The organism is Parabacteroides vesiculifaciens, assembly GCF_049860805.1.
Lineage (GTDB): Bacteria > Bacteroidota > Bacteroidia > Bacteroidales > Tannerellaceae > Parabacteroides.
Window position 1 is genome coordinate 3418481 of the sequence record NZ_CP187555.1, and the last position, 23922, is coordinate 3442402.

General features: G+C 50.9%; 14 protein-coding genes and 1 riboswitch. Of the genes, 9 read left to right on the forward strand and 5 right to left on the reverse strand.

The annotated features are described in order from the left end of the window. Nucleotides 1-12: 12 nt before the first annotated feature. From atpA to nrdG, 4 genes are all read left to right on the forward strand, one after another. Nucleotides 13-1599 (forward strand): F0F1 ATP synthase subunit alpha, encoded by a 1587-nt coding sequence (gene atpA / locus ACPYIV_RS13710; RefSeq protein ID WP_293734271.1) that lies wholly within the window; start codon nt 13-15, stop codon nt 1597-1599. After that, entirely contained in the window at nt 1587-2444 is an 858-nt protein-coding gene (locus ACPYIV_RS13715; RefSeq protein WP_293734272.1) for a F0F1 ATP synthase subunit gamma, read from the forward strand. Before atpA ends, ACPYIV_RS13715 begins: the two co-directional genes overlap by 13 nt. Before the next feature lie 440 nt (nt 2445-2884). Then, on the forward strand, nt 2885-5098 hold the full coding sequence (locus tag ACPYIV_RS13720) for an anaerobic ribonucleoside triphosphate reductase (RefSeq protein WP_293734273.1): 2214 nt from the start codon (nt 2885-2887) through the stop codon (nt 5096-5098). A gap of 10 nt (nt 5099-5108) precedes the next feature. Further along, on the forward strand, nt 5109-5609 hold the full coding sequence (gene nrdG / locus ACPYIV_RS13725) for an anaerobic ribonucleoside-triphosphate reductase activating protein (RefSeq protein ID WP_293734276.1): 501 nt from the start codon (nt 5109-5111) through the stop codon (nt 5607-5609). Nucleotides 5610-5638: 29 nt separating this feature from the next. Here nrdG and ACPYIV_RS13730 read toward each other — a convergent pair whose 3' ends face one another. Next, entirely contained in the window at nt 5639-6988 is a 1350-nt protein-coding gene (locus ACPYIV_RS13730) for a threonine/serine ThrE exporter family protein (RefSeq protein WP_300761886.1), read from the reverse strand. Nucleotides 6989-7187: 199 nt separating this feature from the next. Continuing rightward, nucleotides 7188-8276 (reverse strand): acyltransferase, encoded by a 1089-nt coding sequence (locus ACPYIV_RS13735; protein WP_293740961.1) that lies wholly within the window; start codon nt 8274-8276, stop codon nt 7188-7190. 516 nt (nt 8277-8792) lie between these two features. Then, nucleotides 8793-8998, forward strand: a riboswitch (cobalamin riboswitch). Nucleotides 8999-9126: 128 nt separating this feature from the next. On the opposite strand from ACPYIV_RS13735, the gene ACPYIV_RS13740 reads away from it, so the two are divergent. From ACPYIV_RS13740 to ACPYIV_RS13750, 3 genes are all read left to right on the forward strand, one after another. Beyond that, entirely contained in the window at nt 9127-11487 is a 2361-nt protein-coding gene (locus ACPYIV_RS13740) for a carboxypeptidase-like regulatory domain-containing protein (RefSeq protein WP_425883522.1), read from the forward strand. Between the two features lie 24 nt (nt 11488-11511). Then, complete coding sequence (locus tag ACPYIV_RS13745) at nt 11512-12801, forward strand: hypothetical protein (RefSeq protein WP_293734910.1); 1290 nt, start codon at nt 11512-11514, stop codon at nt 12799-12801. A gap of 225 nt (nt 12802-13026) precedes the next feature. Continuing rightward, nucleotides 13027-13338: a hypothetical protein gene (locus ACPYIV_RS13750; protein ID WP_293734909.1), complete on the forward strand. Its 312-nt coding sequence runs from the start codon at nt 13027-13029 to the stop codon at nt 13336-13338. A 163-nt stretch (nt 13339-13501) separates the two neighbouring features. On the opposite strand, the gene ACPYIV_RS13755 is transcribed toward ACPYIV_RS13750, so the two are convergent. Beyond that, nucleotides 13502-14290, reverse strand: coding sequence for an inositol monophosphatase family protein (locus ACPYIV_RS13755; protein WP_293741053.1), 789 nt, complete (start codon nt 14288-14290; stop codon nt 13502-13504). Between the two features lie 174 nt (nt 14291-14464). On the opposite strand from ACPYIV_RS13755, the gene ACPYIV_RS13760 reads away from it, so the two are divergent. Beyond that, nucleotides 14465-19093 carry a translocation/assembly module TamB domain-containing protein gene (locus tag ACPYIV_RS13760; RefSeq protein WP_425883525.1) on the forward strand — a complete coding sequence of 1543 codons (4629 nt, stop codon included), beginning with the start codon at nt 14465-14467 and terminating at the stop codon, nt 19091-19093. Beyond that, on the forward strand, nt 19090-21393 hold the full coding sequence (locus ACPYIV_RS13765) for a BamA/TamA family outer membrane protein (RefSeq protein ID WP_425883527.1): 2304 nt from the start codon (nt 19090-19092) through the stop codon (nt 21391-21393). Before ACPYIV_RS13760 ends, ACPYIV_RS13765 begins: the two co-directional genes overlap by 4 nt. 94 nt (nt 21394-21487) lie before the next feature. Here ACPYIV_RS13765 and rocF read toward each other — a convergent pair whose 3' ends face one another. Together rocF and rocD are read right to left on the reverse strand one after the other, a co-directional pair. Further along, nucleotides 21488-22384: an arginase gene (gene rocF / locus ACPYIV_RS13770; protein ID WP_293732201.1), complete on the reverse strand. Its 897-nt coding sequence runs from the start codon at nt 22382-22384 to the stop codon at nt 21488-21490. A gap of 6 nt (nt 22385-22390) precedes the next feature. Then, complete coding sequence (gene rocD, locus ACPYIV_RS13775) at nt 22391-23599, reverse strand: ornithine--oxo-acid transaminase (protein WP_425883529.1); 1209 nt, start codon at nt 23597-23599, stop codon at nt 22391-22393. Nucleotides 23600-23922 lie beyond the last annotated feature (323 nt).

Sequence of the window (23922 nt, forward strand, 5' to 3'; positions counted from 1 at the left end):
AAAGAAAGAAGTATGACAGATCAGATAAAAGTGAGTGAAGTTTCCGCCATCCTGCGCCAGCAGCTGGAAGGGATCAGTACCGGCATCCGGACGGAAGAAGTGGGTACGGTGCTCCAGGTGAGCGATGGCGTAGCCCGCATTTACGGTCTCGACAATGCCGAGGCTAACGAACTCCTGCAGTTCGACAATGGGATGGAAGCGATCGTGATGAACCTGGAAGAGGATAATGTAGGAGCCGTCCTGCTGGGACCGACAGACCGGGTGAAAGAGGGTGACACCGTCAAACGCACAGGACGTATCGCCTCCATCGATGTCAGTGAGGGCATGGTCGGGCGTGTGATCGACCCGCTCGGTAATCCGATCGACGGGAAAGGGGAAATCGCAGGAGAAACCTGTGAGATGCCGCTCGAACGCAAGGCGCCGGGTGTTATCTTCCGCCAGCCGGTCAACGAACCGTTGCAGACCGGTATCAAGGCCGTCGATGCTATGATCCCGATCGGACGCGGACAGCGCGAACTGATCATCGGAGACCGCCAGACCGGAAAGACCTCCATCGCCATCGACACGATCATCAACCAGCGCAGCAGCTACGAAGCCGGTAATCCGGTCTACTGCATCTATGTGGCAATCGGACAAAAAGGTTCTACCGTAGCCGCCCTTGTCAACACGTTGCAGGAAAAAGGCGCGATGGACTACACGATCGTTGTCAGTGCAACCGCATCCGACCCGGCGGCCATGCAATATTTCGCGCCTTTTGCGGGCGCTGCCATCGGCGAATATTTCCGGGATAGCGGACGCCATGCTTTGGTTGTCTACGACGACCTTTCGAAACAGGCGGTCGCCTACCGCGAGGTTTCCCTGATCCTGCGCCGTCCTTCCGGACGCGAGGCTTATCCGGGAGATATCTTCTACCTGCATTCCCGCCTGCTCGAACGGGCTGCCAAGATCATCAACCAGCCGGAAGTGGCCCGGCAGATGAACGATCTTCCGGAAAGCATGAAAGGCAAGGTGAAAGGCGGCGGTTCCCTGACAGCACTGCCGATCATCGAGACACAGGCGGGCGACGTGTCGGCCTATATCCCGACGAACGTCATCTCCATCACCGACGGACAGATCTTCCTCGAAACCGACCTCTTCAACCAGGGGAACCGCCCGGCTATCAATGTCGGTATCTCGGTATCCCGTGTAGGTGGCAACGCCCAGCTGAAAGCTATGAAGAAAGTGGCCGGAACGTTGAAGATCGACCAGGCGCAGTTCCGTGAACTGGAATCATTCTCCAAATTCGGCGGCGAGATGGATGCCGTAACAGCATTCACAATCGACAAGGGACAAAAGAACACGCAACTACTGATACAGCCCCAATACAGCCCGATGCCTGTCGAAGACCAGATCGCCATCCTCTACTGCGGTACACAGGGGCTGCTGAAAGAAATCCCGCTGGATAAAGTGCACGACTTCGAAAAGGAATTCCTGCGCGAACTGCACACATCACACCAGCACGATATACTGGACATCCTGAAAACCGGAACCATTGATGACAATATCCGGAAGGAACTGGAAGAAACGGCAAAAACAGTATCGAAATTATGGCATCATTGAAAGAAATAAAAGTCAGGATCGCGTCTATCCGAAACACGCAGAAGATCACCGCAGCCATGAAAATGGTTTCTTCGGCTAAGCTTCATCACACCCAGACGCTGACCGAGCATACACTTCTCTATGCAAACAAGCTGTCCGCCATCTTAAACGGTCTTTTAGGAGCGGAATGTGACCTGGAATCACCTTACACCGAAAAGCGTGAGGTGAAACAGGTCGCTATCGCTGTTTTCTCGTCCGGCAGCGGATTATGTGGCACGTTCAATGCCAATGTATGGAAAGAACTCTCCGCCCGCCTGCATGAATTGGAAGCACAGCACATCGCCGTCCGCCTCTACCCCGTCGGGAAAAAGATCGCCGACGAATTGCACAAAGCGGGTTATGCGACCGAAGACGATTTCCTGCATTTAGGAGAGAAACCGTCATACGAAGGGGCTGCCAGCCTCGCCGACAAGCTGATGGGACTGTTTTCTTCGGGTAAGGCCGACCGGGTGGAACTGCTTTACCATCATTTCAAAAATATGGCGACACAGGTATTGACCCATAAAGTCTACCTGCCGGTCACCCTGCCGCAAGCCCCGGTTGAAAACACCGCCCCTGCAATCGATTACATCCTGGAACCGTCACCGGAAAGCCTGCAGGCATTGCTTTTCCCGAAGCTGCTCAACCTGACGGTCTACACGACGTTGCTCGACACGACGACCTCCGAGCATGCCGCCCGCATGATGGCGATGCAAACGGCCAACGACAACGCCAACGACCTGATCCAGGAACTCACCCTCCAATACAATAAAACCCGCCAGCAGGCCATCACCAACGAGCTGTTGGATATTATGGGAGGGCAGTAAAACCAACTTACTATCGGCATAAAAACACGAAACTCCGGTGAATCACTTCGACGGAGCTTCTTTATTTAATTACTATTGAACAATATTCTAAAAACAAATAACAATATTATTTATGATTTGATAATACCAAACCGATTGAAATGCAAAATCAGATAATAAAAAGAATAGCGTATATCACTTTCCGAAGTCATTTTTCCGCATTAACACTTCCTTAAGAAGTTTCCTACATTATATACAGGAAATTAAAAACATATACGCTTTTGGAAAACCAAAAACATCATCAAGGTCAAGAAGTTTTCCATTTTATCAAAATTCATATCTGATTACCAAATAATTGACATATTTTAACCACGCAAAAGTTTTCCAAAAAGTTTACCGTATTGTTATACTATATACCTTTGCAGACATAAAAGCATATAAACCTCAATATTAGATTTATCATGATTCAGACAGTTATCAAACGCGACGGACGTATTGTCGGGTTCAACGAAGAGAAGATAGCGACGGCTATCCGCAAAGCGATGTTGCACACTGAAAACGGGGAAGACCGGGAACTGGTCCGCCAGATCACCGATCACATTTCTTTCAAAGGCGACACGCAGATGACTGTCGAAGCCATCCAGGATGCCGTCGAACTGGAACTGATGAACAGCAGCCGCAAGGATGTAGCACAAAAATACATTGCTTACCGCAACCAACGCAGCATCGCCCGCAAAGCCAAGACGCGCGATATGTTCTTAGAGATCATCAACATCAAGTCCAACGACATCACCCGCGAGAATGCCAATATGAACGCCGACACGCCGGCCGGCATGATGATGAAGTTCTCCAGTGAAACGACCAAGCCGTTCGTCGACGACTACCTGTTGAGTGAAGAGGTTAAGGATGCGGTTGAAAACAACTACCTGCACATTCATGATAAAGATTATTATCCGACCAAGAGCCTCACGTGCGTACAACATCCGTTGGATCGCATCCTGAAATACGGTTTTTCCGCCGGACACGGCGAATCACGCCCGGCAAAGCGCATCGAAACAGCCAGTATCTTAGGTTGTATCTCACTCGAAACAGCCCAAAACGAAATGCATGGCGGCCAGGCAATCCCGGCATTCGATTTCTATCTGGCTCCCTACGTGCGTAACAGTTTTATCGAGGAAATCAAGAACCTGGAAGAACTGAACGGGCAGGATTATTCGCATCTCTACCAACGGGAACTGGACGACTACGTAAATCGTCCGCTCGAAGGATTGAGCGGCGATGAACGTATCATCCAACACGCCGTCAACAAGACTGTCAGCCGCGTGCATCAGTCAATGGAAGCCTTTATCCACAATATGAACACCATCCATTCCCGTGGCGGCAACCAGGTGGTTTTCAGCTCCATCAATTACGGAACGGACACTTCGGCCGAAGGGCGTTGCATCATCCGCGAGATACTGAAAAGTACATACCGCGGGGTCGGCAACGGCGAGACAGCCATCTTCCCGATCCAGATATGGAAAAAGAAACGCGGGGTGAGCTATCTGCCGGAAGACCGCAACTACGATCTCTACCAGCTTGCTTGTAAAGTAACGGCCCGCCGTTTCTTCCCGAACTTCCTCAACCTGGACGCTACATTCAACCAGAGCGAAGACTGGCGTGCCGACGATCCGCAACGGTATATCCATGAGGTAGCGACTATGGGATGCCGCACGCGTGTATTCGAGAATCGTTTCGGCCCGAAAACATCTATCGGCCGCGGCAATCTCTCTTTCTCGACAATCAATATCGTACGCCTCGCCATCGAATGCATGTACATCGATAATAAAGAAGAACGGATAGCCAAGTTCTTTGCCAAGCTCGACCGTATGCTGGATATAACCGCCCGCCAACTGCACGAGCGCATGGAATTCCAGAAAACAGCTTATGCAAAGCAGTTCCCGTTGCTGATGTCGTCCCTCTGGCTGGGCAGCGAAAAGTTGAAACCGAACGACACGATCGCTTCCGTTATTAACCAGGGAACATTAGGTATCGGCTTTATCGGCCTGGCGGAATGCTTGGTCGCCCTTACCGGCAAGCACCACGGGGAAGACGCAGCCTCGCAGGAATTAGGATTGAAAATCGTCAGCTACATACGCAGCCGGGCCAATCAGTTCTCGGAAGAATACCAGCATAATTATAGCGTACTGGCAACGCCGGCCGAAGGTTTGTCCGGTAAGTTTACCCGCCGTGACCGCAAGAAATTCGGCTCGTTGCCCGGCATCACGGACCGCGACTACTATACGAACTCCAATCATGTCCCGGTCTACTACAAATGCAGCGCCCGCCACAAGGCGGAGGTGGAAGCTCCCTATCATGAGATGACACGCGGCGGCCATATCTTCTATGTCGAAATGGATGGAGATGCCACCCATAACCCCGAAGTGATCATGCAGGTTGTCGATATGATGGACCGTTACAACATCGGCTATGGCTCTGTCAACCACAACCGTAACCGCTGCCTGGACTGCGGCTATGAAAATGCGGAAACCCATCTCGAGAAATGCCCGAAATGCGGTAGTACTCATCTTGACAAACTACAACGCATCACCGGTTACTTAGTCGGCACGACAGACCGCTGGAACAATGCGAAACTGGCGGAACTGAACGACAGAGTTGTTCATAGTGAAAAATGAAATTCACAACGTGCTTTCCATCATTGATATCATAGAAGATACGACAGTCGACGGTCCGGGATTCCGGACCGCGATCTATGCGGCAGGTTGTCCGAACGCCTGTCCGGGCTGTCATAATCCCGAATCGTGGGATATTAAAAAAGGGAAACAAGTCCCGACGGAAGATATCCTGGAAAAGGTTCTGGCAGACGATTTTGCCAATGTGACCTTCAGCGGCGGCGACCCCATGTTCCAGCCAGAAGGTTTCACCAAGCTGGCACAGGCGATCAAAGAAAGAAGCCGGAAAAACATCTGGTGTTATACCGGCTATACTTTCGAGCGCCTCCTGAACAATCCGAAGCAGGCAGAACTGCTCAAATATATCGACGTCCTGGTAGACGGTAAATTCAAACAAGCCTTACGCGACGAAAGCCTCCTCTTCCGCGGAAGCAGCAACCAACGCCTGATCGACGTCAAAGCTTCCCTAAAAGCCAATAAGACAATCTGCCTGGAACTGAATTATGATTTATAAGCTATAAAAAATCATCATTCATAAATTCTTCACCATTCAATAAACTTGCCACGCTGCCGGCGTTTTTCAAGTTCTTCTTCAAGATAACGCTGGCGATCTTTGGCGATGTAGCGTCGGGCGAAGATATTCGGGACAGCAACCCCTAAAGAGATACACAGGATAATCAAAGCCGAATTGATCCCGTTGGCAAACGCATTGGTCACCTCCCCAATCACCCCATGCAGGTTGATAAAGGCGAACAACGAACGATACATCAGTACCCCCGGAATCATCGGGATGACAGACGGTATCGTCAGCACGTGATTCGGCACATCGAACCAATGAACCGCCTTTACCGCAATCAGACTCACGACAAAACTTCCCATAAACGAACCGATCACCGGACCATACCCCATTTCGAAATTTACGAAGTTACGGGTACACACCGCAATGACGCCCCCTAAGGCCACCACCCACAACAGACGCCGCTGGATATTAAAGATCATCGAAAAACCGACAGCCGAAATAGCAGCAGCAATAGCATAAATATAATACGGATCATGCGGCACCATACTCAATTCGCTGAACTTGTGGTCGATCTCGATATCGTTCATCACCAGCACCCGCATGGCAAAAGCAATCCCGAACGTCATCGCCCCGACCATCATCACCGTATTGGCAGCCCGCGTAATCCCGACAAGCAGATGATTATCGATCATATCATCCACAAAATTGATCAACGGCACACCGGGCACGATAAACAGGGCACAAGCCAGTAGCGGCTGGTAAGGCGTGGACGACAACCCCGAAAAAGAAGAAGCATACGCCAGGCAGGTCGCCACAAACGCTGCAATCGCAATACTCATATACACATTTATTCCGAACTCGATGCAACGCGCCCGGACGCGGAAGCCGGCAAACGCACAAATAGATGCAAACAAAAACGCGATCCAGTCACAGCCGAACAACTTACAAAAACCGCCACAGGCAAACCCGGCACCGACCGCCACAATATAAGGCACATAATTACGAGGTTTACACGCAATCCTTTCAAGCTCTTCCTCATAACGGTCCAACGAATAGTCTTGTTCGATAGCCTTCCACGACAAATGGCTGACCTCCGTAATAGTCGTCATGTTGATGCCATGCTTCTCACACTTCTGGAATTTGGAAAAGGAATGCGTCTCGTCGCTCACATTCACCATAATCATCGTCCACCTGATATCCAAGTGGAGCTTTTCTTCCGGAATTCCCATAAAAGCAGCCACGCGTTTCATATTCCGTTCGATGCGGTTCGTATCCGCCGCACTCTCCATCAACAATTTCCCCGTACGGAGTAATAAGTCCAGTTTTCTCCGTAATAACAAGACCTCCCGGTCTGTCAAAATCTCTTTTTCCATCTTTTTGTTTTTTCTCTATTAAATGCGGGTACAAAAGTAAGAAGGCCTACCTTCCCAAGCAAGCCTTCCGTTAATCAATTCTATTGATTCTGCCGAATGATTCTTTTGTTCACCATGTTAGTTATTTATAATATCCAAATCGACAGATAAATATATTTTTTAGTGGATAATGAAGTTCTAAAAACATATATGCAAATATTTACCCAACAATCCATTTACTACCAGGAATAAGCGAAATAATCTTGGTTGCAACAAAGCAGCAAATGAATGTGCATACCGCAATACAAGGTATGGCGGCAACTGTAGGCAATGGCACGACAGACTTGAACACCGTAACCCACAAGCCGAGCCAAAAGATATGCATCAGATACATACCATAGCTGAGTTTCGATATTTCCATTATGAGCCGTGGAGTTTCCGAAAGCTTTATACAGCTGAACATCAAGAATGTGCCCGCCGTGAGAAGCACACAGTTGATCGTGCAGAACGCCCATCCTATTTCCAATACGGGCGTGGGAAGGATCTCTCCGGGTATGGCCTGTACATAGAATGAGTAGATGGTCAAAGCAGCCCCGACAATCATCAAGGCGGTTCCGATGATGAAACGTCTGGAACGGTTCCAGGTCAGGTGGACATGTATGTAATGTGCCAGCACGAGATAACCTAAGTAACCGGAAAAGTACCACAACATATGGTATTCGTTCCAGAAACATTGCCCCCAGACTTCCCCGAACCAGCGGTTTAAGTATGGCATACAGGTTGTTAACAGGAACAACCCGATAAAGAAACGTTCTTCTTTGGGCGTAGCCTTGCTCAACCAGGGCGAAATGATAGGTATGAAGAGGTAGATGCCGATTAAGGGGTACATGAACCACAAGTGTCCGGCTAATGTCGGGAAGTTAAGGAAGATACGCGACAGATCTTTGAGGGATGTCTCTCCGTCGATCTGTCCCCACAACATCGGCAGGGTGCTGTAGAGTATCATAAATATGAAAAACGGCGGCAGGATGCGGATGCAACGCCGGCGGTAGAATTGCCACATGGTCTGTCCTTCTTTCATCGGCGCAAGGAGAAAAGCGGAGACAATTATAAACAAAGGCACAGCCATACGCGAAAAGCCGTCGTACATAGACACCCACAACCGGTCCGACTCATTGGCCAGAAAGGCTTGCGGTCCCACCATGTCAGTCGAACCGGGAGCACCGTAAAAATTTTCACTGGCGTGCACGACTATCACAAGGAAGCAGGCGAACACGCGTACATAATCCAAAAAAACGATACGTTTCATTTGTTTGCTTAATTACTAATATTAATAAGATGATTTAATTCTTCAGGCGAAACATGTATTCATGGTGGAAAAACTTCGTGATTTTCCGGATACAGTTTAATTGGAGGGCAAAGATAGGGAAAAAGCCGGGAATCCCCTCAAACAGGTATAGACGACTAGGGCAACCGCACCAAATCCAGCAGTAACAATTTTTTATTTCTATGGAGAGAAAAAACCGTTTTTGTCCCGAATAATTCTTTCTTAAGTGCCTGCCGATTCTGTAATCGGTGTCAGTGATTTTATAATCAGTGGTTGTGATTATATAATTGCTGGCACTGATTTTATAATCACTGGCACTGATTACAGAATTGATAGGCACTCCGATGTTTTTTATGCCTATGTAGATAAGTTTTCTTGTAGCAGGGATAGATTATTCCTTATATTATGTAGTCCATAAGATCGTATTGCTTAAAAATGAATTTGGTGCGGTCGCCCTGGTTTTTTAGCAGCCCCATTTGTGAGGACAGACTTTTTTCTTACCTTTGCCACAGTTTTGGTTTCACGACTCCCAATCGCTACGGGAACGTGATGAAAAGGGAATCAGGTGCAAATCCTGAACAGACCCGCTGCTGTAAGTTCCTCTCCAAATCTTTGAATACGCTATAAGCCACTGTCCGTTACCGGATGGGAAGGCATTCAAAGACGGAACAAGTCAGAAGACCTGCCAAGAACGAACATAGTTTTAATGCTTTCGGGAAATAAAGCAGCAAAACATCGAGTCAGGTCAATCTTTATCTCTCTACATAAAGAAATCGTTTCTCCTTGTGTGCATTCCCTTAAGCAAGTCATGAACGCTATATCAAGGATTAAAATGAAAGTCTTTGTACATGTACTTCTTTTGTTTGTCTGCCTGTCTCAGTCGGGCCTGACGGCACAAAACAAAATTACGATCTCCGGGAGAGTCACCGACCGACAAGGCGCTCCCCTGTCATTAGTAACGATCGCTGTCGAAAATACAACATCCGGTACTTATACGGATGACAACGGGCGTTATTCCCTGAAAGTATCTCCCGGCAAACATACGTTTGTCGTCTCCTCCTTAGGATACCGGACAATTAAAACTTCACTCGACCTCCACCGCGACAAAACCCTCGATTTCAAACTGGAAGAAAGTTCTGTAAACCTGAACTCCGTGGAAGTGTATGGGAAGACACAATCGCAAAAGGCAAGGGAGGGTGCGCTTTCGGTCAATGCGCTCGATGTGAAACCTGTCATTAATTCGCTTCATAACCTGAATGAACTAGTCAATCGCACGGCTGGTGTCAAAGTACGTGAAGAGGGGGGCATAGGTTCTGATTTCGACCTCTCGATCAACGGACTGTCCGGTAATTCCGTGCGCTACTTCATCGACGGTGTGCCGTTGGATAGCAAAGGGAGCAGCGTAACGCTCGCAAACCTGCCCGTTAACCTGATCGACCGGGTGGAAATCTATAAAGGCGTAGTACCGGCCTCGTTGGGTACGGATGCGTTGGGTGGCGTAGTCAACATCATTACCCAGGCGGAAAAGAAGAACTTCATGGATGCTTCTTACAGCGTCGGTTCTTTCCATACCCATCGCGCCGACCTGAACGCTCAGTTTGTCGAACGGCATACCGGATTGATCATTCGCCCTGCCGCCGGCATCAACTATTCCAAGAACGACTACCGGATGAAAGACGTACAGATGCGTAATGAAGCAGGTGATCAATTTATCTATGGCAATCCAAAACGTTTCCATGATGGCTATTTCTCGCTGTTGGCACAGATAGAAGCCGGAATTACAGGCAAGCGATGGGCTGACGAACTGTTTGTCTCCGCCTCTTACTCCAAAACAGACAAAGAGTTGCAGACCGGTTCCGTACAGACTAAAGTCTATGGCATGGCTGAGCGCAATTCGGATGCCTGGAACCTGTCGGCACGTTACAGCAAATATAATTTCATAACCGAAGGCATGACACTGAAAGCGACTCTTTCACATACATGGGACCATTCTATCACAATCGATACGGCCTACCGGAAATATTATTGGGATGGAGGCTACATCGTGAGCCAGCGCAACGAAATCAGGGGCAATGAACCCTCCATACGCCACTACAAACGCCCCCTGACTATCGCGCGTGCCAATCTGGATTACCGGCTGAACGGTCACCACGGCTTCAACTTGAACTACCACATGAGCCGGACCGGGAACGACCGCTATGATGACCTGGACCAGAGCTTCGAACCCTCGAACGATGCTGTGACCAAACATATTATCGGGCTGACCTACAGCCAGTCGTTTCTGGACGGAAAGATGCAGAATGTATTCTTTGCCAAAGATTATGTGAACCACCCGGATATCCGGCAGACGGACCAGTCCGCCGTGACGGGATCGGACAAAGTGCAGGGTTCCGCCACCAAAAATTATTTAGGCTACGGGGTCGGGCTGCGTTACATCTTCTTCGACCCTCTTGCGGTAAAAGTATCTTTTGAACACAGTGTACGTCTGCCCATCGCCCGTGAACTGTTAGGCAACGGGACCACCGTCTATGCCAATGTCGCACTGGAACCGGAGAAAAGCAACAATGTCAACCTCGCCCTGTTCGGGACCTGGCATCCTGCCGGCCGGCATACGGTCTATTATGAGGCAAACGGGTTCCTGCGTTACGTGGATAATTATATACAGACCTCAGTTATCGAAAAAGAAGGCATGATGCAGTATGTCAACGATCCCGCCGTCCATATCAAAGGAGTAGAGGGGGAAGTCCGCTACGACTGGGACGGCCGGTTGCAGTTCATGGCCAATGTCAGCTACCAGGATGCCCGTGACCAGCAAAAATACAAAGAAGACGGCAAACCTTCGGCTACATACGACAACCACGTACCGAACCGCCCCTGGCTGTTCGGCAGCGCGGAGGCGAGCTATACGTTCCGCAACCTCCTGCAACAGGACAATAAGCTGCGTCTGGGCTGTACCTTCCAGTGGGTGCACTGGTATTTCCTGACCTGGGAGGCTTATGGCAACCGCGATACCAAAGCCCGTATTCCCTCGCAACATATCTGCAATGCCAATGTCACCTATTCATGGAAGCATGACCGTTATAACATCGCATTGGAATGCTCGAATTTCCTCGATGAAACAGCTTATGACAACTATAAGCTCCAAAAACCCGGCCGTGCTTTCTTTGCAAAGTTCAGAGTCTTTATCTATTAACATTCATATTTAAAAACAAAAAAAATGAAGAAGTTCAAATTCACATTGCTTGTCTTCATGACAGCCCTGATCTCACTTGGTTTCACGGCTTGTTCCGATGACGATGATTTAAAAGACGTGCCGGTAACCGGTGATGAAAGCAAATATCATTTCGACCTGTTCCTAACCGTAGGCAAACATGGCGGCATGAGCAGCAAGAACACGACAGTGGTCAACAGTGTCGATAAACTGACGGCCGATATGGGGACCATCACTATTAAAGGCGAAGGGACCGAATTGGGAGACTATTCGATGGAAAGCATCTCGAGAGGGAAATATTACTACCAGATCCCTTCAAGCAACGACCGTTTCGTGAAATATCAGATTAAGGATAACAAGGTAACCGAAACGGGAGCATGTCCGTTCAAGACGAACACCTATAAGGTACGTTCCTATACACATTCCTGGATCAACGACAACACGCTCGTCATCATGTCTGCCAACGGTGACGCAAGCCAGATCATCTGGAGCAAACTGAACACAGACGACATGTCGATCCTCGAAGAAGGTACCTTGAAGATCCCACTGCCAAAATCAGAGATTGAAGGGGAAGAGACGAAGAAGTTCACGACATCAGGCATCCTTACCTATAATGAAAAGGCAGAAAAACTATACTACTTCTATTACGGTAAAAACGGCGAGTCCGGTAGGGCTGGTAAGACAACCACCGCCTTCTATACGGCAGTCCTCGATCCTTCCACCTTGGCGGTAGAAAGCAACACCCGCAACTCGCTTGCCGGAGAAATGGCAGGAAGCGCCTACGGGGAACTTATGCAAGACTGCGTGATGTATGACGAGAACGGTAACCTCTACCTCGCCGCGCTCACCGACACCGGAGAGATGGAAGAAGGCCACTTGTTGCGCATCAACAAGGGTGAAACCGACTTCGACGCCACCTACGAAGGGTATCCTGACACAGACGGGAAACTGCTTACCCTCCAATATCTGGGCAACGGAAAAGCTCTTGCTTATGCCCGCAACGATGCTGCCGGCACGGCGATCGACAGCTATAGCCATTATTACTCCATCATCGACCTCGCCACAAGCAAAAGGACACGCTTGAGCTACGGCGGCAAAGAACTTGCTTACAGTGGAGGCCGTTTCTCACAGCGTTCTGTAGTCTTCGACGAAAAAGCCTATTTCGGAGTGAACACTGAAGCGGATGCCAATGCCATCATCTACATCTACGACACAAAAACCGGAGCTGTTGAAAAGGGAGCAGAAGTGGCCGGCGAATTCTACTTCGACATGATCCGCGTGGTAGAGAACGATTGATCCGATTCATGTCGGGCTTGATCCGGTATTGCATCCTGCACGGACGATAAATCGGGTCAAGTCCCACTTCTCATCTGTAAGTGTTATAAAAAGATATAGAAGATGATTTTAATATATTACGGAGAAGGGGGTTCTTGTATAATATTGTTTCGTTAACAACAAAACACATACTTTGTAAATAGTTACAAATTCAGGTTCTTTGTCGGAAAAAGAGAGGGAGGCGCCATGAGGTGCGCAGTTTTTCACCACGAAGACGGTCGTCATCGCCATGAGAAGCCAAGGTCACAGACCATGAAGACGGTCGCCATCGCAACGAAGACGGTCGTCGCCACGATGAGGACGGTCGTCATGCCGGTAAAGAGGCAAATCTCTTTTGGTATATTCAGATCTGCGGCAACATTCGTTTGCTACAGGCGATTCTCCGGGAGTTTAGTTTTTCCACAACGTCAGGATTTCTTGCTTTTCGATAACAAAAAGGCTCCGTATTCCTATTTCCTGCCGATCGCGTTTTACTGGTTGCGGTTAATCCCGATCTGAAAAGAGAAAAACGTCAGACATGAATCGTCCGGAATTTCATTCCAAATAGAATAACGCCCCAATAAGGGTTATTGTCTATTTTAGCAACCAGCCGAACAAACGCACGGGCAGGAATAAGCCTCCGGACGGCAACTTTAACAAAGTGCCAGAAACGCCCAGCCATTTACAGCAAGCGGAGGATCGTGTCGTGTATCACCCCGTTGCTTGCCACCACCTGCTCGGCTGAAGGCCAAGTGTCGCCACCGGCAAAATCGGTCAGTTTGCCGCCCGCCTGCATCAGGATCAGACCGCCTGCCGCCACATCCCACGGGCCGAGATATCCCTCTATCCGGGCATCGAACCGGCCACAGGCAACGTAGCAGAGCTCGGCCGCAGCAGATCCCAACAACCGTGTTCCTCCGGCAAAACCATACAACCGGTCTACCAGCTTTTGAGCGACCGGACGGTAGTGGTCGGAATCATACGGGAAACCGAGTGCGACAAAAGCCTTGTCTAAGACGGCGACATCCGTTACACGGATTTCTTTGCCGTCCAGATAAGCCTTGCTTCCTTTCCAGGCATAAAAACATTCATTGCGGCAGACTTCATACACGACGCCTAATAGCAATTCTTCCTTATTCCGCAGGGCGATGCTGACACAGTAAGGGGCCATATCGTGGATATAGTTGGAAGTCCCGTCGAGCGGATCGATCACCCAGCAGTAGTCCTCGTCTGTCAGGCTGCCCGAACCTTCTTCGGCAATAAACCCGGCTCCGGGAAGCAACGCCGAAAGTTGTTCGACTAAGCGCCGTTCGGATTCTTTATCCACATACGAGACATAATTGTGTGCACTCTTTTCCTCTACCCGCTCCCGGTCGAACTTTTGCCGTTCGTCGCGGAGGAAAGCACCGGCTTTACAGGCTATTTGCCGTACTTCCGTACAAAGATATTCCAGGTCCGATATTCCAATCATCGTTTCATCTTTTTATGTTATGCCTTAATATAACGGCTCCTAACAGTTATTATTACCGTTTTATCGATATTACTTCTTTATTTTCATTTTATTCCCTATTTTTGTTAACGGAATGTCAAACAAAACAGACCCTTTAACCGTTATGCATATAACGAAAACACACAATAAGGACAAATGAGACGTTGGATGAAGCGAATAGGAATCGTATGCCTGATGCCGGTCGGATTGGTCATCTTGATTTCCATTCTTTTATATATACCTCCCTTCCAGAATTTCGCTGTGCGGTTAGCCACCAGATATGCCAGTGAAGCTACCGGTATGAATATCGGGATCGGGCAGATACGTCTTTCTTTCCCGCTCAACCTGACGGTACGGGAGGTGAGAGTCATAACGCCCCCCGACACGTTGTTGCTGCTCGAAAGTTTCCAGGTCAACATCCGCCCCCTGCCATTGCTGAAAAAGGAAGTGTTGGTGGATGCGATCGACCTCAGGGGGGTGAAAGCCAACACAGGCAACCTGATCGAGGGGATTGAGATCAAAGGGACCTTGGGGAAATTCTATGCCAAAGCAGACCGTATAGACCTCGGAAAAGAGGTTGCCCGGCTGAACAAGATCGATCTTTCGGACACGGCTATCACTCTCTTGCTGAACGATACGACAACAAATAAGGATACGACATCGACGGCTGTCCATTGGAAACTGCAGCTGGACGAGATCAACCTGGACCGGGTGGCCTTTGCCATGCAGATGCCGGACGATTCGCTACGTCTTTCGACCTATATAGATAAAGCGGGACTGACTGACGGGCTGGTCGACCTCGGAACGGCGCGCTACAGTGCATCGCGGTTTCTTTTGTCCGGTTCTTCCTTAGGCTACGACGGCAGCTACAGTGATCCGGTGCCGGGCTTCGATCCGGCGCATATAACCTTGAATGATGTGAACATCCGGATTGATTCGCTCCTGTACGGGGGCAGGGATATCCGTGCACAAATCAAAGAGTTTTCGGCCAACGACCGTTCCGGGCTAACGCTGAGTTCACTGACCGGAGACATTAGCAGTGACAGCACGACAATACAAGTACCGGGGCTTCTGCTGAAAACGCCTTACTCGGAGATCCGCCTGCTTGCAACCATTCCCTGGAGCTCGTTCGACAATACGCCAAGCGGTACGCTCCGCACCCTGCTGACCGCCTCGGTTGGGAAAGAGGATGTATTCATATTTGCCGGCCCGCTCCCTAATGAGTTTAAGCAAGCCTATCCCCAAAAAGAAATCAGCCTGACGGCCGGAGTAGAAGGAAACCTCGCGGCTTTGCGGCTGCGCCAGCTGAAAGGTACGTTACCCGGTGCTTTCGACCTGAATATAACGGGAGAGATGAAAGCCGTCACAGACAGCATCCGCCGTTCGGGTAAATTCCAGTTGGACGCACAGACCGGGAACCTCGATTTTATCCTCAGTATGCTGCCGGAATCCGAACGTTCACGCTATAACCTTCCGGCAATAACGCTGAAAGGGGAAGCGACTTTGCAGAACCAAGAGTACCGCGCCGGCCTTTTGCTCACACAAGGTAAAGGCAAGGTCGGGCTGACCGCCCGCTATAACCCCGCACAGGAGTCTTATCTGGCCGACCTGGAGGTCGACAGCCTGAGACCGACGGACTTCCTGCCCAAAGACTCCCTTTACCACCTGACAGCCTCGATACGTGCCGAGGGAAAAGGGTATGATCCGTTCCGCGCTTCCACCTGGGCTAAATTAGATGGGAAGATTACGAATATCAAATATGGGACATACGCCGTATCCGACGTAAAACTGGATGGATCACTGGAAAAGAACCTGTTGAAGTTCGACCTGATCAGCCATTATCCGCTTGCGAAGATGGATATGTCGCTGAATGCGACCCTGCACAAGAAGAAAGTAAATGCGATGCTGATCGCCGACGTACAAAACCTGGACCTGTACGGCATGCACCTGATGACCGACTCGCTGGCTACCTCCTTCCAGTTGTTCGCAGAGGCGGAAACGGATATGGGGAAGAACAACCAGGTGGATATAACCCTCGGTAACTGGGAACTGATAAACCCGACCGGCAAGTTCCACCCGAAGACATTGACTTTACACGCCCATAGCGACCAAGACACCACCCGCGTCTCCTTCCACGCCGGGGACCTCGGAATCGTCCTGACCGGTAATGCGGACATCGAGACGATGGCCGATAAGTTCACGAAAATAAACGAAGGCCTCACCCAGCAATTAGAGCGCGATTCGATGATCAACATTCCCGCTTTCCGCCCGCTTCTGCCGGACATGGACCTGAAGATCACGGCCGGCAAGGACAATCCGATCTACAATATCCTGCAACAGTACTATATTACTTTTGACGACCTGCATATCGAAGCCAGCACTTCGCCGGAAAAGGGCTTTTTCCTCGACGCCGACCTCTTCAACCTGATGCAGGACACGACACGGATCGACACGATCTGCTTCATTGTCCGCCAGGATTCGCTCGGCTTGTTGTACGATACGAAAGTCATCAAGACCAAATACAGGAAACAACAACCTTTCACGGCCAGTTTGTTAGGGAAGGTCCGTAATACCTTTGCCGATGCCTGCCTGACCTATACCGACGGACAGGGGAAGACCGGCATCTTGTTAGGGGCCCGTCTCGATAAGGAACGGGAAGGCCTGCGCCTGCATCTCTTCCCGGAAAATCCGGTATTGGCTTTCCGCACGTTCAAACTGAATGCCGATAATTACATCCTGTACCGCAACATAAAAAATATTGCCGCCGATGTCCGGCTGACAGGCGATAACAATGCTTCGCTCTGGATCCATTCGCTCGCAGGAGGAGAAGGGACGGAAGAAATTCATGCCGAATTGAGCCAGATAGACCTGGATGCGATCACAAAAGGGTTCCCGGAACTGCCAGCCATGCGGGGGATGCTTAGCGCCGACTTGCAATATGCTCCTTCGGACAGCAGCTTCATGGTGGTGGCGGACGCCCATATCGACAGCCTCTTCTATGAAGGGGGACGGGTGGGCGAACTGATGTTCAACACCGTCTACCTGCCGCTTAGCGACAACGAGCACCAGGTCGATATGCATCTTTTCCGCGACCGTAACGAGGTGGCGGCTATCAATGCCTACTACAAAATGGGGAAAACGGATTACTTAGACGGGAATATGAATATCACCGCTCTGCCGTTGGAGATGGTAAACCCGTTCATACCGGACAACATGGCCAAACTGACGGGAGCCTTGCAAGGGGAGCTGGCGATAACCGGGACCACCTCGGCCCCTGCCGTCAACGGGTACGTGCGGATGGACAGCTCGGCGGTATTTGTCACGGCGGTCGGTTCTTCCTTCCGCTTCGACAAGCAGGATATCAAGGTCAAGGATAACCTGGTCAGTTTCGATAAATACAACATCTATGCTTCGGGGACTAACCCGTTTGTTATCGACGGGACGATCGACATCCACAATCCTTCCCGGATGATGGCGAACCTGAAGCTGACGGCTCACGACATGCAACTGCTGAACGTGAAGCGTAATAAGGAAAGCATGGTGTACGGCAAGTTGCTCGTCAACCTCAACTCGACGGTGAAAGGGCCGCTCGATGCCTTGGTCATGCGAGGGGATTTGCAACTGTTAGGCGGGACAAATGTCACTTACGTGATGCAGGAATCCGCTCTTACGGCACAGGACCGCCTGGCGGACCTTGTGACCTTTACCGACTTCTCCGACACGTTGCTGAACCGCCGTCACCGTCCCGAAGCGCCCCTGCCTATCGGCGGCCTGGATATGCTGATGACCATCCGGATCGACCAGGCCGTACGCCTGAACGCCGATATCACCCCCGACCAATCGAGCCGCGTGGAACTGGAAGGCGGCGGCGACTTGTCGTTCCAATACACGACACAAGGAGAAATGATCCTGAACGGGCGGTATACGCTTTCGGGCGGTATGGTAAAATATGCCATGCCGATCATTCCGCTCAAGGAGTTTACGATACAGGACGGAAGTTACGTCCAATGGAGCGGCGACCCGATGGACCCGATGCTGAACCTGACGGCAACCGAGCGGATGCGGGCATCCGTCACACAGGACGACGGCAGCTCACGGTTAGTCACCTTCAACGTCGGTGTGGCTATCAAACAGACGTTGGAGAACTTGCAACTGCAATTTATCCTCTCTGCGCCGGAAGATCCCTCCATGCAACAGGAGCTGGAGAAGATGGGCGAAGGGCAACGGTCTCAGATCGCCGTCACGATGCTTGTCACGGGAATGTACCTCAACATGAGTGATGTCGGCGGAGGCGGAAAGAAACCGAGCCTCGATATGGGCGCCGCCCTGAACAGCTTCCTGCAAAGCGAGATCAACAACATCGCGGGTAGCGCCTTGAAGTCCGTGGATATCACCTTAGGCATGGAGCAGTACGACCAAAACGGCACGGGATCGGGCGGGGAACGGACAGACTTTTCCTTCCGCTTTGCCAAACGGTTCTACAACGACCGGATCAGCATCATACTGGGCGGACGCGTTTCGACCGGGCAGGATGCAGGCACCGGGCAATCGCAACAGTTCATCGACAACGTCTCGATCGAATACCGCCTCGACGGCAGCGGAACCCGTTACATCAAACTCTTCCACGACAAAAACTACGAGAGCCTGTTAGAAGGCGAGATCACGGAGACCGGCGCAGGTATCGTCCTGCGCAAAAAGATGCTCCACCTCCGTGAACTCTTCATCTTCAAAAAGAATAAACCCAAGCCGGTAACGGACGACAAACAAACTGAAGAGAAGAAATGAAACACATCAAGTATATTGCATATATTTCGTTATTCCTCCTTGCCTCCTGCTCCACTACGAAGAATCTGCCGGAGGGGGAAGTTTTATATACGGGGATCAAGAAGATTGAAGTGACGAATGAAGACAAGAGCAAGGAGGGAGAAGAGGCTCTGACGGAAGTGGAAGCCGCCCTCGCCTATCCGCCCAACAACGCCCTGCTCGGCAGTTCGTCCATTCGCATTCCTTTCCCGTTCGGGCTATGGGTATATAATGCGTTCGTACACAAAAGGGGGAAGCTCAACAAATGGATCTTCAATAAACTGGCGGCCAAGCCCGTCTTCATCAACACGGTCAATCCGGAAGTCCGGACAAAGGTCGCCTATAACCTCCTCCGCGAATACGGCTACTTCAACGGAGCCACCTCTTTTGAAGTGGAACCGGACCCCAAGAACCCTAAAAAGGCAAAGATCAGCTACAAAGTGGAAATGAACAATGCCTACACATACGACAGCATCGCCTATGTCCGCCTGCGTCACCGGATCGATACCCTGATACAACGGCACATCGGCGACCGCCTGCTGCATGACGGCGATAACTTCAACGTCGTACAGCTCGAAGCCGAACGGCAGCGCATCTCCTCCCTGCTCCGCAACAACGGATATTACTATTTCCGTCCCGAATTTATCAGCTACCAGGCCGATACGGTCATGAATCCCGGAAAGGTGGCGCTCCGCATCTCCACAAAGCCGGGCCTGCCCCGCACCGTGCTGCGCCCCTGGAAAATCGGCGATATATCGGTCTACCTGAACGGCTACAACAACGAGCCGCCGACTGACTCCATCCGGTATAAAGAGATGAACATCTTTTACGAAGGGAAACTGCGCGTCCGTCCACGTGTCTTGTACGACCGGCTGAAATTCCGCTCCGGCGACTTCTATTCACAGCAACAACAGGAAAAGACGCAAACGAACTTCTCCCGCCTGGGCATCTTCCGCTATTCGGAAATGCAATATACGCCCAAAGATACCGCCCGCCGCTGCGATACGCTGAACCTGCAGATCAACACAGTCTACGACCTTCCGCTGGACGGAGAGCTGGAACTGAACGTGACCACCAAGAGCAACGACCAGACTGGTCCGGGCGCCATCTTCAGCGTCACCAAACGGAACGTCTTCGGCGGAGGAGAGACATTTGGCGTCAGCATGCGCGGTTCCTACGAATGGCAGACCGGCAAACGTGTGTCAGGAAGCAGTTCGAGGATCAACAGCTGGGAGTTCGGCGTCAGCGGTACGCTTACTTTCCCGCAAGTGCTATTCCCCAGCCTGATGAAGAAAGACTTGAAGTACCCGTCCAGCACCTCTTTCCGTATTTATGCGGATCAGCTGAACCGTGCCAAGTTCTTCAAGATGCTGGCATTCGGCGGAAGCGCCTCGTACGAGTTCCAACCGTCGGCAACCAGCCACCATTCGGTGACGCCGTTCAAGCTGACCTATTCGCTGTTGCAGCATACGACACATGAATTCGACTCCATCGTAGACGTCAACAAAGCGTTAGGGCGAAGCCTCGAGAACCAGTTCATCCCGGCTATGGGCTATACCTATACGTATGACGATGCATCCATCACCACCAAAAAGAATCATCTCTGGTGGCAATCGTCCGTCACGCAAGCCGGCCTTATCCTCGATGCCGCCTATGCCATCGCAGGTAAAGACTTTAACAAACGGGACAAGAAGCTATTGGGAAACCGTTTCGCCCAGTTTGCCAAATTGACCAGCGAAATACGGTACAACTATTATCTCGGGAAGAAACAGCACCTGGTAGGCCGCCTGATGGGCGGGATCGCCTACAGCTACGGCAACTCGATCACGACACCTTACAGCGAACAGTTCTACATCGGCGGCGCCAACAGTATCCGCGCCTTCACGATCCGGAGCATCGGGCCGGGCAGCTATCGCCCCACCGACTCCAAATACGGCTACTTAGACCAAACCGGCGACATCAAGTTCGAAGCCAATCTGGAATACCGTTTCCCGATCTTAGGCGACCTGCATGGCGCGACCTTCCTCGATGCCGGTAACGTCTGGCTACTGCGCTACGACAAAAGCCGTCCCGGCGGGCAGTTGAAATGGGGGCGTTTCTTGAAAGACCTTGCTTTGGGCACAGGCGTCGGGTTGCGCTACGACCTGACTTTCCTCATTATCCGCTTAGATTGGGGAATCGGGTTGCATGTTCCGTACGACACGGGAAAGAAAGGCTATTACAATATCCCGGACTTTAAAGACGGAATGGGCGTCCACCTGGCAATCGGCTATCCGTTCTAAAGAAACGTTTCCAAATATGCACTCCGCTTCAGGAGCGGCTCTTGGAGTTCCAAAAAGTTTCAGCCTTGGAACTTTCTTTTCCAATAGAGTCCCCTTACAGGCGGGCCGTTATATAATCGATGATATCGAGGCAGAGATTGGTTGTCTGGTCGTTCACATCCAGATCCGGATTCAGTTCCACCAGGTCCATCGACTTGATCAGGTTGGTGGAGAGTATATGTTCGACGAAGTCCTTGAACTCGTCCGGCATCAGCCCTTCGCACACACGTGTACCCGTGCCGGGAGCAAAGCGGGGATCGATGCTGTCCACATCTATACTGAAATGGACGTTGCGTATCTTCCGCTCCTTCAACTTCCGCTTGATATCTTCGGCAACAAAGCCGATGCCTTTGAGGTGGATCGTGTCCATCGTGTAGACACTTAGCTGCTCACGCTCGATCAACGCCTGCTCCCCTTCATCTAAGCTGCGGGTCCCGACTAAAAAGACATTCTGCGGGTTCACCTTATTGCCGGGGGCATAGATATTGACTAATTCCTCGCTGCCCATCCCCATCAAGGCGCTAAGCGGCATTCCGTGGATATTGCCGCTGGGGGAAGTCTCGCTCGTATTGATGTCGCCATGCGCATCCAGCCAGATGATACCGAAATCGTCGAAACTCTTCCCCACCCCGGACGCACTACCCAGGCCCAACGAATGATCGCCGCCGATCACCAGCGGGAAAGCACCGCCGCGCAAGATGTCGTAGACCAACTCGGCGAGGTTGTTATTGACTTCGACAATCGCGTCTAAATATTTCAGGCTCTGTCCGCGGACAAACTTATCCGCTTCCGAAACCGGAGGGACATACAGGTTACCCAGATCGAAAGCCCGATGGCCGTTTTTACGGATCAGCTTCATCAGCCCCCGTTCACGCAGGTGGTTCGGGGCGCGCTCCACACCTTCGCGGTCGCACCCTAAGTTGAGGGGGACTCCTATCACATTTATCTTCATAGGCAATCAAAATTGAGCGAATGTATCTTTAATAATACCGACAGCCTCCATCATCTGGTCCCGGTCGATGACCAACGGCGGAGTGAAACGGATGATATGGTCGTGCGTAGGCTTGGCGATCAGCCCGTTCTCTTTCAGGGCGAGGCAGATGTCCCAGGCGACTTTTCCATCCTTCGGTTCAGTCACGACAGCGTTCAGCAATCCTTTTCCGCGCACTTGCCGGATCATCGGGTTGTCGATCTTCTCCATCTCGCCTCGGAACAAAGCCCCCATCTCGAAAGCGTTCTCCGAAAGATGCTCGTCGCGCACCACCTCGAGGGCAGCTATCGCCACACGGGCAGCCAGCGGATTGCCGCCATAGGTCGATCCGTGTTCGCCCGGAGCGATCGTCAACATGATCTCGTCATCCGCAAAGACCACCGAAACAGGCGTAACGCCGCCAGACAAAGCCTTTCCTAAAATCAGAATGTCAGGATGGACATCCTCGTAATCGCAGGCAAGCAGTTTGCCGGTACGCCCGATACCCGTCTGGATCTCGTCGGCGATAAAGAGGACGTTATGTTGCCGGCAAAGGTCATAGCATTTACGCAGATACCCTTCATCGGGGACGACCACGCCGGCCTCCCCCTGTATCGGTTCCAACAGGAAACTGACCACATCCGGGTCTTTCAACGCTTCTTCCAGTTCGGCTACATTATTATATTGCACTTTGATAAAACCGGGCGTATAAGGTCCGAAGTCCGCATACGAACCGGGGTCCGTACTCATGGAAATGATCGTGATCGTCCGCCCGTGGAAGTTCTCGCTGCAAACGACGATCTTCGCCCGTTCGGGGGCGACCCCCTTCACCCGATACCCCCAGCGGCGCGCCAGCTTCAGAGCCGTTTCGACAGCCTCGGCGCCGGTGTTCATCGGCAGCAGCTTATCATATCCGAAGAACTTGCAGGCAAACTCCATGTACTCTCCCAGCACATCGGCATGGAAAGCACGCGACACCAGCGTCAACTGCTGTGCCTGGTCGGTAAGAGCCTTAATGATCTTCGGATGGCAATGTCCCTGGCTCAGGGCGGAATAGCCGGACAGGAAGTCAAAATATCGTTTTCCTTCCACGTCCCAAACATAAACTCCTTCTCCCTTCTGGAGAACGACAGGCAGGGGATGATAGTTGTGTGCACCATACTTCCCCTCACGGGTGATGTAATCTTCCGGTCTCATCTTCATTCAGATTTAAAATTAGCAGACTGTAAGCGTTTCTTACGTCCTTGTCCCAAAGATAAGGAATAAGGATAACATTATGTCATACAAAAGAGTATGTTAAGAAACATACGTCAGCATCATTCCTTTCAGCATGATTTAGTTCCATTGCCTTTTTTTGCTTCAACTTACTTGTCTTTTATCCCTAAACTAAGGGAATATGTTGTCCAAACGGTATTGTTTTGTCCTGTAACTCATCTATTTTGGAAAATTGTGGGCATTTTTCCTTGTTGATTCGGAAAACCTATTTACCTTTGCAACGATTCCGTAGTGGGCAGCGGCCC

Coding starts and splice junctions, on each gene's coding strand:
- atpA (WP_293734271.1), top strand. CDS start 13: ATGACAGATCAGATAAAAGTGAGTGAAGTTTCCGCCATCCTGCGCCAG.
- ACPYIV_RS13715 (WP_293734272.1), top strand. CDS start 1,587: ATGGCATCATTGAAAGAAATAAAAGTCAGGATCGCGTCTATCCGAAAC.
- ACPYIV_RS13765 (WP_425883527.1), top strand. CDS start 19,090: ATGAAACACATCAAGTATATTGCATATATTTCGTTATTCCTCCTTGCC.
- ACPYIV_RS13740 (WP_425883522.1), top strand. CDS start 9,127: ATGAAAGTCTTTGTACATGTACTTCTTTTGTTTGTCTGCCTGTCTCAG.
- ACPYIV_RS13745 (WP_293734910.1), top strand. CDS start 11,512: ATGAAGAAGTTCAAATTCACATTGCTTGTCTTCATGACAGCCCTGATC.
- ACPYIV_RS13755 (WP_293741053.1), bottom strand. CDS start 14,290: ATGATTGGAATATCGGACCTGGAATATCTTTGTACGGAAGTACGGCAA.
- rocD (WP_425883529.1), bottom strand. CDS start 23,599: ATGAGACCGGAAGATTACATCACCCGTGAGGGGAAGTATGGTGCACAC.
- ACPYIV_RS13720 (WP_293734273.1), top strand. CDS start 2,885: ATGATTCAGACAGTTATCAAACGCGACGGACGTATTGTCGGGTTCAAC.
- ACPYIV_RS13760 (WP_425883525.1), top strand. CDS start 14,465: ATGAGACGTTGGATGAAGCGAATAGGAATCGTATGCCTGATGCCGGTC.
- rocF (WP_293732201.1), bottom strand. CDS start 22,384: ATGAAGATAAATGTGATAGGAGTCCCCCTCAACTTAGGGTGCGACCGC.
- ACPYIV_RS13730 (WP_300761886.1), bottom strand. CDS start 6,988: ATGGAAAAAGAGATTTTGACAGACCGGGAGGTCTTGTTATTACGGAGA.
- ACPYIV_RS13750 (WP_293734909.1), top strand. CDS start 13,027: ATGAGGTGCGCAGTTTTTCACCACGAAGACGGTCGTCATCGCCATGAG.
- ACPYIV_RS13735 (WP_293740961.1), bottom strand. CDS start 8,276: ATGAAACGTATCGTTTTTTTGGATTATGTACGCGTGTTCGCCTGCTTC.